Source organism: Mesorhizobium sp. ZC-5 (assembly GCF_025753855.1).
In the GTDB taxonomy this organism is placed as follows: Bacteria; Pseudomonadota; Alphaproteobacteria; order Rhizobiales; family Rhizobiaceae; genus Neomesorhizobium.
Genome location: NZ_JAOWPT010000028.1, coordinates 1 through 11,475 on the forward strand (window position 1 = coordinate 1; position 11,475 = coordinate 11,475).

Sequence of the window (11,475 nt, forward strand, 5' to 3'; positions counted from 1 at the left end):
ATCCCGCTCAAGGCCGCGATCCGCTCGGCCACTGGTTCGTCGCGCCAGATCTCGACATTGGCGAGCGCTGCCGCGCAGGCAATCGGATTGGCGGTGTATGAGCTCGAATGAAAGAAGGTTTTCTTACGGTCTTCGGAATAATGGGCCTGGAAGATGGCATCGGTGGCGAGCGTGGCGGCTAGCGGGATCACGCCGCCGGTCAAGCCCTTCGAGGTGCACAGGATATCCGGAGAGATCGCGGCCTGATCGCAGGCGAACATGGTTCCAGTGCGGCCCCAGCCGGTCATCACTTCGTCGGCGATCAGCAGCGTGCCGGAGGCTTCGGCAATCTTCTTCAGTTCGGCCAGAACCCAGGCCGGGTACATCAGCATGCCGCCCGCACCGAGCACCAGCGGCTCGACGATCAGCGCGGCGGCGTGCCGGTCGCGGCTGACGGCCTCGAACCGATCCAGCGTCTCCTGCTCTCGCCCGGCGGCCGGGAAGGGGATGGTATCGACCTCGAACAGCAACGGCTCGTAGGCAGCGTTGAACACACCGCGGGCGCCGACGCTCATCGTGCCGATCGTGTCGCCATGATAGCTGTGCTCCATGACGACGATGCGCGAGCGCGGTGCGCCGATGTTGCGGAAATAGCCGAGCGCCATCTTCAGCGCGACCTCGACGGAGGTCGAGCCGCTGTCGGAGTAGAACACCCAGTCAAGGCTGGCTGGCGCGAGGCCGACAAGCGCCCTGGCCAGGCGTTCGGCCGGCTCGTGGGTGAAGCCGGCGAAGATGATCTGATCGAGGCTCGACGCGGTTGTCTCGATAGCCTTCATGATGCGCGGATGGCGGTGGCCGTGCGTGACGACCCACCAGGAGGAGATGGCGTCCAGGATGCGCGTGCCGTCGGCCTTATGGAGATAGGCGCCTTCGGTCATGACGATTTCGGGGATCGTCGGCTCTAGCGCGTGCTGGGTGAACGGATGCCAGACTCGAGACTGCGACATCATTCGCCTCCGGCAATCGAGGCGAAGCCGAAGCCCGCAATCATTGCGTCTCTCAGCGTCTTGTCCGTTAGCGGATCGAGGTGCGGCAGCCTGCCGAGCTGCGGCACGCCGCCGAACTCCACGATTGTCTGTTGCGTGTCGGCCATCTCATCGCCGATGAAGGCGATACCGGCCAGCGGGATGGAGCGCGCCCGCAGGGCCTCGATCGACAGCAGGGTGTGGTTGATTGTGCCGAGCGCGGTGCGGGCGCACAGAATGACCGGCAGTCGCCACTGTGCGAATATGTCGATGAAGCTTGTGCGGCGGTTGAGCGGCACCATCAGCCCGCCCGCACCCTCGATGATGAGCGGCGCCGGCACGCAGGGAACCGAGAGGTCCGCCGCCTCGATCGAGACGCCGTCGATCTCGGCCGAGCGATGCGGCGAGAGCGGCTTCCTCAAACGGTAGACCTCCGGCAGCACGCGTCCCATGGGCAGGCCGGCAAGCCGCCCGACAATCTCGCTGTCGGTTTCGCCGTCAAGGCCCGATTGCACCGGCTTCCAGTAGAAGCCGTCAAGCAGGCCGGCGAGTCCAGCCGAGAAGACCGTCTTGCCAATTCCGGTATCTGTTCCGGTGATGACGAGGCGCAGGGTCATGCCGAGCCCAACCCCTCGGCGAGCACTTCGACCATGGCCGAGGTATCGGATTCGTCGACGTTGAGCGTCAGTGAAATGCGCAGACGCGACGTGCCCTCCGGCACCGTCGGCGGGCGGATGCCGCGTATGTCGAAGCCGCGCGCCTGTAGTGCCGCCGCCACCGCCATGGTGCGCCTGACGTCGCCAATGACAACCGGCTGGATCTGGGAGCCGCTGGGCTTCACGCCACAGCGCTCCGCCAATTTGCGACCGGCGAAGGCAACGCGCTCCTGCAACTGGAGACGGCGCAAAGGCTCATCGACGAGCATTGCGAGTGCTTCGCGCACTGCCACTGCCATCAGCGGCGATGGCGCTGTGGCGTAGATGAATGGCCGGCACCGGTTGACGAGGTAGTCGCACAACGTTCGTGGAGCGGTGACAAGCGCGCCCGACGCGCCGATCGCCTTGCCGCATGTGTGAAGCGCGACGATGTTGTCGCGGCCCTCGAATGCGGCGGCCAGCCCGCGACCGTCCGGTCCCCAGACGCCGGTGGCGTGTGCTTCGTCGACGACGATGAATGCCTCGTGCCGATCGGCAAGCGCGACGAGGCTCGCAAGAGGCGCGCGGTCGCCATCCATGCTGTAGAGGCTTTCGACTGCGATCCAGACACGGCCCAGGGCTCCGCCGGCGCGCCAGTGCGTGATCGCATCCTCGACAGCGTTGACGTCGTTGTGCGTGGCCAGCACGAACTGGGCGCGCCCGGCCTGCGCTCCCTCATGCATGCTGGCGTGAGCAAGCTCGTCGAGGACCAAAAGGTCGCCCTTTTGCGGCAGCGCGGTCAGCAGTGCGAAGTTGGCTATGTAGCCGCTGCCGAAGAACAGCGCGCGTTCGGCGCCGAAGAATGCCGCCGCGTCCGCCTCCAGTTCCTCATGCTCCGGTGCGTTGCCGCGTAACAGCCGCGACCCGGTGGCACCAACCGGCGTGCCCCGCGCAATCGCCGCCGCAACCGCCTCGCCAAGTCTCCTGGAGGCGGCAAGTCCGAGATAATCGTTCGACGAGAAGTCAAGCCCGGCGCGCGGCGAAAGCGTCCGCAGCCGGTCCCTACGCTCCAGCCCCTGCAAGGTCGCCTCGTGCCGGCCCAGCGGTGCCCCGTTCATTGCGCCTCGAGTTCCATCGGCTCTATGCCGAGACGGCAGAACAGCAGAGTATCCTTGTCTTCGCCCGGATTGTCCGCCGTCAGCAGCGTGTCGCCGACGAAGATCGAGTTGGCGCCGGCAAAGAAGCACAGCGCCTGCATTTCGTCGGTCATCGCGGTGCGGCCGGCGGAAAGGCGCACATGCGATTTCGGCATCATGATGCGCGCCAGTGCGATCACGCGCACGAATTCGATCGGCTCGATGGGCTTGGCTTCAGCCAGCGGCGTTCCGGCGATCGGGATAAGCATATTGATCGGAACGCTTTGCGGATGTTCCGGCAGATTGGCCAGCGTCACCAGCATGTCGATCCGGTCCACCGGCTCTTCACCCATGCCGACAATGCCGCCGCAGCAGACCTTGATGCCGGATTGGCGGACAAGCTCGAGCGTTTCGAGCCGGTCAGCAAAGCTGCGCGTGCTGATGATCTCGCTATAGTAGCGTTCCGACGTATCGATGTTGTGGTTGTAATAGTCGAGACCAGCCTGTTTCAGGCGAGCGGTCTGCTCGAGATCGAGCATGCCGAGTGTCATGCAGGTTTCCATGCCGAGCGCCTTGACGCCTTCGACCATCGCTACGACCGCATCCATGTCGCGCGCCTTGGGATTGCGCCACGCGGCACCCATGCAATAGCGGGTGGCGCCGGCGTCACGCGCCTTGGTCGCCTCGGCGATGACGCGCTTGACCTCCATCAGCTTCGAAGCCTTCAGCCCGGTCTCGTGATGGGCCGACTGGCTGCAATAGCCGCAATCCTCCGGGCATCCGCCGGTCTTGATGCTGAGAAGCCGGCTGAGCTGGACCTTGTTGGGATCGAAATTCTGGCGATGGATCGTTTGCGCCAGGAAGAGGAGATTGTTGAAAGGCGCATCGTGAAGTGCCCGAGCTTTCTCCGACGTCCACGTCCCATCGTCATCGGCTTGCTGTATCGTCGTCGTAGGACTCGTTGCGTGCAGGTCCATGCGGTTTCTCCGGTTCTGGCTTTTTCGGGGTCTTCACTTTCTGATTGACGAAGAGGGAGGTCATCGACCGCTCCCGTCCGTTCGCCGCGCGATCATGAGCTCCGATAGTCGAGGCCGATATCCAGGATCGGCGCGCTGTGGGTCAGTCGACCGATGGAAATCAGATCAACGCCGGTCGCGGCAATCGCTGGCGCCGTATCGGACGTGATCGTGCCTGAAGCCTCCGTGATCGCCCGACCGCCGACGATTGCGACGGCGCGACGCAGATCGTCGAGGGACATGTTATCGAGAAGGACTGCATCGGGAGCGAAACCAAGGACCTCCTCCAACTGGGCCAGGGTATCGACCTCGACTTCGATCTTGACGAGATGGCCGGCGCTGTTTCGTGCCCGCTCGAGCGCGGTGCGAATTCCGCCGGCGATGGCAATGTGGTTGTCCTTGATCAGGATGGCGTCGTCGAGGCCAAAGCGGTGATTGGCGCCACCTCCTGCGCGCACGGCGTACTTTTCGACTGCCCGCAAACCGGGCGTCGTCTTGCGGGTGCAGACGATCTTCGCACCATGTCCGCGAACCGCGGCCACGATCGATGCCGTTGCCGTGGCGATGCCGCTCAGATGGCACAGAAAATTGAGTGCCGTGCGTTCGGCCGTGAGAATGGCCCGGGCCGGGCCAATCACTGTTGCAATGATCTCGCCATCCACGACATTGCTGCCGTCTGCCCGCTCCACGGAGATTTCGACGTCAGGATCGATCAGCCGGAAAGCAAGCATCGCCAGATCGAGACCGGCCACAACGCCCGACTGGCGCGCCGCCAGCACGGTCCTCGCCTGGTGTTCTTTCGGGACGACGGCGTCCGTGGTCACGTCACCGGCTCTGCCAAGGTCTTCGAGAAGAGCCGCCCGGACAAGCGGCTCCAACATGACCGTGGGAAGTGGTGCGAGCTTCATAACCTGGCCCCCTCGAGGCTCGGGACGTGTGCGAGTTCCCGCGCTGCCGCCAGGGCATCGGCGAGAGTAAGTTCGAAACGTCTGGCAACGGCTTCACGATGCGGAAAGTCGGCGCGGTAGTGGGCGCCACGGCTTTCCTCGCGCGACAAGGCGGCGATCGTCATCATCAGCCCGACAGACGCGGAATCCGATGCCGCGTCGTTGGCCTCGGCGAGCGGCAACAAAGCACGCGCTGTTGCTTTCAAACATTCACCATTCCGGACGATGCCGAGTGCGCTCGAGAGGAGAGGGCGCACGGGTATGGGGTCGGGCGATGGGTAATCGCGTGCAAAGACAGGCTTTGTCCGGCGCGCAGGCGTACCGGCGACGCTTTCCGCGACCCAGCGCGCGCACACGATGGCCTCGGTCAGGGAGTTGCTAGCGAGCCTGTTCGCGCCATGCAATCCGGTGGAGGCTACCTCGCCGCAGGCCCAAAGTCCTGAAACAGAGGTGCGACCGGCGCCATCCACGGCGACGCCACCCATGTGGTAGTGCTGTGCGGGGCGGATAGGAATGAGGTCATGTGCCGGGTCGATGCCGACTACGCGGCAGGCTGCTGCGATCGTTGGAAACTGCCGCGCGAAGGTCGTGCCGGGCTTCCCTCGCGCATCGAGAAAGGCGCGGTGGCCTTTCGAGAGATGTTGCCAGATCGCTCGCGCCACCACGTCACGCGGCGCGAGCTCCGCACCTTGTAAGCCTTCGAGGAAGCGCTGGCCGGCTTCATCGACGATGATCGCGCCTTCGCCGCGAACCGCTTCGCTGATGAGCTGCATGGGGCGGCCCGGCCCGTCGAGCGCGGTCGGGTGGAACTGGATGAATTCCAGATCGGCAAGGACAGCACCTGCGCGCGCTGCAAGTGCCAGGCCTGGTCCGCAACTGCCCAAGGGATTGGTGGTGTCGATAAACAGGCCGCCAATCCCGCCTGTTGCGAGGACCACCCGTCGCGAGCCGAAGAATACCGAACCCATCGAACAGCTTGCCCAGACACCCCGGACCGCATTCTGCTTGACCGCCAGCCGACGCGCTTCCACACCTTCGACGACCACGATCGACGGGGCGGAACGCACAGCCGCGACCAAGGCACGCATGACTTCGCGTCCCGTGCCGTCGCCACCGGCATGAACGATGCGCCGTCGGCAGTGCGCAGCCTCCAGTCCAAGGCGCAATGACCTTTCCGGCGTGTAGTCGAAACGGACCCCAAAACCCTCCAGCGTTTCGATCGCGCCGGGCGCCGCGTGCAGGATTCGGCTTGCCATTTCCGCGTCGCACAGCCCATCGCCAGCGGCGAGTGTATCGGCCAGGTGCAGTGCCGGATTGTCGTCATCGGCGAGGCTGGCAGCCAGGCCGCCCTGTGCCCGCATGCTGGACGTGTCCGTTCCGAGTGGCGTCCTCGACAGAAGAAGCACCGGCTCAGGCGCCATATAAAGCGCAGTCATCAGCCCGGCGATGCCGCCGCCGATGATGATGGGTCTGCCAAAAAAGCTACGGACGTCCGCGTTCATACGGCCAGCATCCGCTCGACAGCCAGCCGCGCCCGGCTGGCGATCTCAGGATCGATGCTCACAACATGCCGATTTTGCTCGAGAGCCACGCGGATGTTGGTGAGCGTGATCCGCTTCATGTGTGGACACAAATTGCAGGGGCGGATGAATTCGATCTCGGGATGCTGGAGCGCGACATTGTCGCTCATCGAACATTCCGTCATCAGCACGACGCGTGGCGGCTTTTGCCTTTCGACATAGTCGGACATGGCAGCAGTTGAACCGGAAAAATCGGCCTCTGCGACCACGTCGGGCGGGCATTCGGGATGCGCGAGCACGATCACACCGGGATGGCTTTCGCGCAACTCTCGGATGTCGGCCGGTGTGAAGCGCTCATGCACCTCGCAGTGGCCTTTCCAGGCGATGATCTCGACCTCGGTCTGGGCGGCGATGTTCTGGGCCAGATATTCGTCCGGCAGCATGATGACACGCGGAACGCCAAGGGACTCCACCACGGCCTTCGCATTGCCGGAGGTGCAGCAGATATCGGACTCGGATTTCACTTCGGCCGATGTGTTGACGTAGGTGACAACAGGCACGCTCGGATAGCGTTGCCTCAGCAGCCGGATGTCCGCGGCAGTGATCGAATCCGCCAGCGAACAGCCTGCCCTGAGGTCGGGGATCAGCACCATCTTTTGCGGATTGAGCAGCTTTGCCGTCTCGGCCATGAAATGAACGCCGGCCAGCACAATGACATCCGCTTCAACCGTCATTGCCTTGCGGGCGAGCGCCAGGCTGTCGCCGACGATGTCGGCTACGCAATGGAAGATTTCCGGTGTCTGATAGTTGTGCGCCAGGATGACGGCGTTTCGCTGCCGCTTCAGATCAAGAATGGCATCGATATCATCGGCGAATACCGGCCATTCAATCGGGGGGATAACGCGCCGAACGCGGTCATACAAAGCCGCGCTCGAAGGCAGGATGGCGCTCATCGAGCCTCCGATTATAGTCTACAAGAATATAAGGTATATATCCTTTATGACTATAAGGGATGTCAAGCCCGCATAAGCGGCAATTTTGTCCCGGCCACCGGCCTCTCGTCGAGAATGTCGTGGCGGAAGCGGTAGAGCTGCGCCGGCCGGCCTCCGGTTTCGGTGGTCGTCTCCCCGGTCTTTTCGACCAGCTCCTGCTGTTCGATGAGCCGGCGAAAATTTGGTTTGTTGATGAGCCTGCCGGAGAGCGCTTCAACGGTTTGCTGCAACTGCAAGAGCGTAAAAAGCGGCGGCATCAGTTCGAACACGACGGGTCGGTATTTGATTTTGGAGCGCAGCCGCGCAATAGCCGTTGCTAGGATACGGCGATGATCGGCGATCATGGATTTACTTGGAACCGCGGTGGGCGCGGCTGAAGGTCCGACACGCACCGCTTCCTCCACAAGCGCTGCCTCATAGAGAAGCTCATAACGCTGCAGCGCGAACTCTTCGTTCCATGACCGGTCGTCGAAGCCGAAGGCGACAGCAGCGCGCCGCTGGCGGTCAAGCCGTACGGCTGTGTCGTCAGCGCTGCCCGCCCACTCCCTCAGACGTGGCCGCAGATCTTCCAACACCGCCGTCGGCGCGCCGGAGCGATGATCCTCCCATGGAAAATAGTCGTACCAGCTTGCCCAGCAGCGCTTGGCTGCGGCGCCCAGGTCTTCGGCCTGTGTGAGCGCGAGATAGCTGATCGAGATGACGCGCTCCTCAGCGCCGATCCTGTCGCGATCGGCGAAAGTGTAGAGTTGTTCGATATAGCCGAGCGGGTGGCCGGTCTGTTGTTCGACCCATCCCCTGAGGCCGGACTGCAGTGAGCGGTGAGCAAGTTCGAACGGACCTGATGGCAGGGCGTTTGCCTGCGGGATGGTGAGAACGCAGGGAACACTGTTGTTCATGGCGACGACGACGGCGATCAGGTCCGCATTGACGTTGTTGCCCCTCTTCCCTCCAGATTTGAGTTGCCTGGTCGGCTTTCCCTGATGGTCCATGATCCCTGATCCGGCTGGGCTGAGTTACGCTTACGGAAGCAGCTGAACCGATTTAGATTGGTTTTCCACGATAATGTCGGCGCGTCAACATCGTGCCCGTGCGTGATTTTAGCTCTTCGCACCTGCACACAAATGTGCCAAACGCGACACCCACGGTTGGTAACGTTAGGGAAGGAGGCGCGGGTTGAGCGCAGTTGGTGATACAAAGGCGATTACACCGCCAGATATTCGCTTCCGGAAAGGCCAGGCGCCGCTCGTCTGCCTGACGGCATATACCGCGCCGATCGCGAAGCTGGTTGATCGACACTGCGACATCGTTCTCGTCGGCGACAGCGTAGGCATGGTGCTGCACGGCCTGTCGTCGACCCTGGGCGTCACCCTCGACATGATGATCATGCACGGCCAGGCCGTGCGGCGCGGGCTCAAGCGCGCGCTCTTGGTCGTCGACCTGCCGTTCGGCTCCTACGAAGAGGGGCCGGAGCAGGCGTTCCGTAACGCTGCCCGCCTGATGGGAGAGGCCGGTTGTGCGGCAGTCAAGATCGAGGGCGGCGAGAACATGGCAGCAACCATCCGCTTCCTGACGGCTCGCGGCGTCCCGGTGATGGCCCATATCGGGCTGACTCCGCAGGCGGTGAACACATTGGGCGGCTATCGCTTGCAGGGACGGGGAGACGATGCGGACCGGATCAGGCGTGACGCCGCTTCGGTCACGGATGCCGGCGCTTTTTCGGTGGTCCTGGAGAAAGTGCCCGAGCCGCTTGCACGGCGGATCACCGCAGAGATCGCCATCCCCACAATCGGCATCGGCGCCTCGCCAGCGTGTGATGGCCAGATTCTGGTGGTCGACGACCTTCTGGGCATGTTCACCGACTTTCGACCGAAATTCGTCAAGCGCTATGCCGAACTAGGCGCTGGGGCCGAGGCGGCGATTGCCGCCTACGCCGCCGACGTGAGGGAACGGCGCTTTCCTTCCGCCGAACATGTTTACGCCACCGCCTCGAAGGCTGGAGAGGTCGCGTGAGCGTGGCAATCGCTCGAACTGTTACCGAGCTTCACGCTATGTGGCGGGATGGGGCCGCCCGGGCGCAAGTGTCGCGATGGTGCCGACCATGGGGGCATTGCATGAAGGACATCTGAGCCTCGTGCGTGCAGCGCTTGAGAAGGCCGATCGGGTAATCGTGACGCTGTTCGTCAACCCGAAACAGTTCAACAATGCCGCCGACATTGCGACCTATCCCCGGACAGAAGACGAAGATGCCGCAAAGCTCGTGCCGCAGAGTGCGCATTTACTCTATGTGCCGGATGCTGGGGCGATGTACCCGGAAGCCTTCGCCACGTTTCGGTGTCCGGTGTCGGCGACGGCCTGTGCGGCACCTTCCGGCGGGGCCATTTCGATGGCGTGGCGACCGTCGTCGCCAAGCTCTGCCTGCAGACCGGCGCTGACTTCGGCTTCTTTGGCGAGAAGGACTTTCAACAGCTTCAGCCTGGTCAGGCGCATGGTCCGTGACCTGGGAATTCCTATCACGATTGTTCCCTGTCCGACAGTCCGCGAAGCCGACGGTCTTGCACTATCATCGCACTATGTCCGGCTGTCGCCAGTGGAGCGTGCTGTTGTGCCCAAATTACCAACGGTCTTGCTCGAGACGGCTGAGGGGCTTGCGCGCGGCTCGCCTGTCCTGCCAACGCTTGCCGAAGCGCGCGAAGCAATTCTGGCTGCAGGCTATCGCGAGGACGAATACCTCGAACTTCGCGACGAGGCAGATTTGCGACCGACGACAATTCTTGACCGACCGGCACGCTTGGTGGTCGCGACCTGGGATCGCCAGTTCCCTGTTCGGGCGCGGCCTGTTGAAGAAGATCGGGCTCACCCGTTCGCGATCAGGTGCGTGCGCGATCCAACGTAGCTGCCACCTGAGGGGCGGCGGCTATAGACAGTTCCTGGCGTAATTGGTCACAGCTTCGTAACTGACTGGTCGACAATGCAATTGCCAGCGAGGTTATTGTGCATTGCACAAAACCTGATGCGCGGTTAGCCTTCTTCCATAGCGGGAATCGGGTTTGGGTAATACGGGACGAAGCACTGAGAACCGGTGCTTCGTTGATAGTGCATTCATACCTAAGGATCCTGATCACCGTGAAGAACCCCGACAAAGCCGGCGCCACAAGTCTGGAGGCGATCGCGCGGAACGGCAGCATGCTGCGTCGCATCGCCATACGCATTCCGACCTATCTGTCGGATCTTCGTGAAAACCCAGCGTGGCTGCCGATGTTCATGCTCGCCCGCACGATGCCGGCAAGGAAAATGCACTGGCGTGGTGCAAAGCCTGTTCGAGCGTCGCAGAAAGCCCAGGACACAATGTTTGTCGGCGTCAATCGCCGGGACGTCGTTGACGCGCTGCGGTCGGATGGGCTTTTTTCCGGACTCGTTTTGCCGACATTTGTCCATGAGGAGATCGCAGCCTTCGCGCGGTGCACACCTTGCTTCGGCAACTTCGATCGTCGTCTAGAATTCATGCCGACGGAACATGCGAAGGCTGAGGCCCAGTTCAGCCGTCCGTTACTCAGCGGGCACTATTTCGAACGCATCCTCGGCTGCACGGCAGCGGTCGCCATCCAGAACGACCCGCTGCTACTCGACATTGCAGCCCACTATCTCGGCGCTCAGGCGAAACTGATCACCACCCGTGTCTGGTGGAGCTTTCCGACCGGCCAAGCCTCCGACGCGGAGAAGAACCTTGCCTCCCTCGACAAATACCACTTCGACCTCGACGATTGGCGGATGCTCAAGTTCTTCTTTTACCTGATGCCGGTCGACGAAGGCACTGGCCCGCATGTCTATGTGCGCGGCAGCCACAAGCGCCGCAGCCTCAAGCATCAGTTGACCTTGCTTGTCGGCCATTCGGCCGAGGAAGTCCTCAAGTTCTACGGCGGCGACAGCCCGGTCACGCTGACCGGCGAGGCCGGCCTCGGCTTTGTTGAGGATCCGTTCGGCTTCCATATGGGCACCGTGCCTTTACGCACGCCGCGGCTGATGATGGAAGTTGGCTTCGGCGTTTCGCCACCCTCGCGCCGACGATTCCATGGCGAGCCGGTTGTCCGCTGATCTAAAAGAAGTCCCTAGCAGGGTGTTGAAGAAGTGGCCGGACTGCAAGCGATCACTTGCTGTCGGCTGACCACTCCATGTCATTTTTCAAATCATCGAAGCATGTCATGCAGACCCATTCATAGCAGGCACC

10 protein-coding genes and 1 pseudogene are annotated in these 11,475 nt (G+C 62.7%); 3 read left to right on the forward strand and 8 right to left on the reverse strand.

What is annotated here, in order from left to right:
* The 8 genes from OHD58_RS30070 to OHD58_RS30105 all read right to left on the reverse strand — a co-directional run.
* Positions 1 to 986, reverse strand: a 986-nt coding sequence (locus OHD58_RS30070) for an adenosylmethionine--8-amino-7-oxononanoate transaminase (protein ID WP_263807249.1), incomplete at its 3' end; no start/stop codon positions are given.
* Positions 986 to 1,621 (reverse strand): dethiobiotin synthase, encoded by a 636-nt coding sequence (gene bioD / locus OHD58_RS30075; RefSeq protein WP_006205533.1) that lies wholly within the window; start codon positions 1,619 to 1,621, stop codon positions 986 to 988. The genes bioD and OHD58_RS30070, both read right to left, overlap by 1 nt.
* The gene (locus OHD58_RS30080) at positions 1,618 to 2,757 is read right to left on the reverse strand and encodes an 8-amino-7-oxononanoate synthase (RefSeq protein ID WP_006205534.1); all 1,140 of its coding nucleotides are present in this window, start codon (positions 2,755 to 2,757) and stop codon (positions 1,618 to 1,620) included. Before OHD58_RS30080 ends, bioD begins: the two co-directional genes overlap by 4 nt.
* Positions 2,754 to 3,752: a biotin synthase BioB gene (gene bioB / locus OHD58_RS30085; RefSeq protein WP_263807250.1), complete on the reverse strand. Its 999-nt coding sequence runs from the start codon at positions 3,750 to 3,752 to the stop codon at positions 2,754 to 2,756. Before bioB ends, OHD58_RS30080 begins: the two co-directional genes overlap by 4 nt.
* Before the next feature lie 92 nt (positions 3,753 to 3,844).
* Entirely contained in the window at positions 3,845 to 4,699 is an 855-nt protein-coding gene (gene nadC / locus OHD58_RS30090) for a carboxylating nicotinate-nucleotide diphosphorylase (RefSeq protein ID WP_263807251.1), read from the reverse strand.
* Positions 4,696 to 6,240, reverse strand: a complete 1,545-nt coding sequence (locus OHD58_RS30095; RefSeq protein ID WP_263807252.1) for an L-aspartate oxidase — start codon at positions 6,238 to 6,240, stop codon at positions 4,696 to 4,698. Before OHD58_RS30095 ends, nadC begins: the two co-directional genes overlap by 4 nt.
* On the reverse strand, positions 6,237 to 7,211 hold the full coding sequence (nadA, locus tag OHD58_RS30100; protein ID WP_263807253.1) for a quinolinate synthase NadA: 975 nt from the start codon (positions 7,209 to 7,211) through the stop codon (positions 6,237 to 6,239). Before nadA ends, OHD58_RS30095 begins: the two co-directional genes overlap by 4 nt.
* Positions 7,212 to 7,273: 62 nt before the next feature.
* A complete protein-coding gene (locus OHD58_RS30105; RefSeq protein WP_006205539.1) occupies positions 7,274 to 8,239 on the reverse strand; it encodes an NUDIX hydrolase in 966 nt (321 codons plus the stop codon).
* 184 nt (positions 8,240 to 8,423) lie between these two features.
* On the opposite strand from OHD58_RS30105, the gene panB reads away from it, so the two are divergent.
* From panB to OHD58_RS30120, 3 genes and pseudogenes are all read left to right on the forward strand, one after another.
* Positions 8,424 to 9,260, forward strand: coding sequence for a 3-methyl-2-oxobutanoate hydroxymethyltransferase (gene panB, locus OHD58_RS30110; protein ID WP_006205540.1), 837 nt, complete (start codon positions 8,424 to 8,426; stop codon positions 9,258 to 9,260).
* Positions 9,257 to 10,143 (forward strand): annotated as a pseudogene (gene panC, locus OHD58_RS30115) (pantoate--beta-alanine ligase). The gene panB and the pseudogene panC overlap by 4 nt, the downstream one beginning before the upstream one ends.
* 224 nt (positions 10,144 to 10,367) lie before the next feature.
* Positions 10,368 to 11,342 (forward strand): hypothetical protein, encoded by a 975-nt coding sequence (locus tag OHD58_RS30120; RefSeq protein ID WP_050900867.1) that lies wholly within the window; start codon positions 10,368 to 10,370, stop codon positions 11,340 to 11,342.
* The last annotated feature ends 133 nt before the right edge of the window (positions 11,343 to 11,475 follow it).

What these genes read in the sequence shown, in the direction of transcription:
- bioD (WP_006205533.1), bottom strand. Translation starts at nt 1,621, where the DNA reads ATGACCCTGCGCCTCGTCATCACCGGAACAGATACCGGAATTGGCAAG.
- OHD58_RS30080 (WP_006205534.1), bottom strand. Translation starts at nt 2,757, where the DNA reads ATGAACGGGGCACCGCTGGGCCGGCACGAGGCGACCTTGCAGGGGCTG.
- bioB (WP_263807250.1), bottom strand. Translation starts at nt 3,752, where the DNA reads ATGGACCTGCACGCAACGAGTCCTACGACGACGATACAGCAAGCCGAT.
- nadC (WP_263807251.1), bottom strand. Translation starts at nt 4,699, where the DNA reads ATGAAGCTCGCACCACTTCCCACGGTCATGTTGGAGCCGCTTGTCCGG.
- OHD58_RS30095 (WP_263807252.1), bottom strand. Translation starts at nt 6,240, where the DNA reads ATGAACGCGGACGTCCGTAGCTTTTTTGGCAGACCCATCATCATCGGC.
- nadA (WP_263807253.1), bottom strand. Translation starts at nt 7,211, where the DNA reads ATGAGCGCCATCCTGCCTTCGAGCGCGGCTTTGTATGACCGCGTTCGG.
- OHD58_RS30105 (WP_006205539.1), bottom strand. Translation starts at nt 8,239, where the DNA reads ATGGACCATCAGGGAAAGCCGACCAGGCAACTCAAATCTGGAGGGAAG.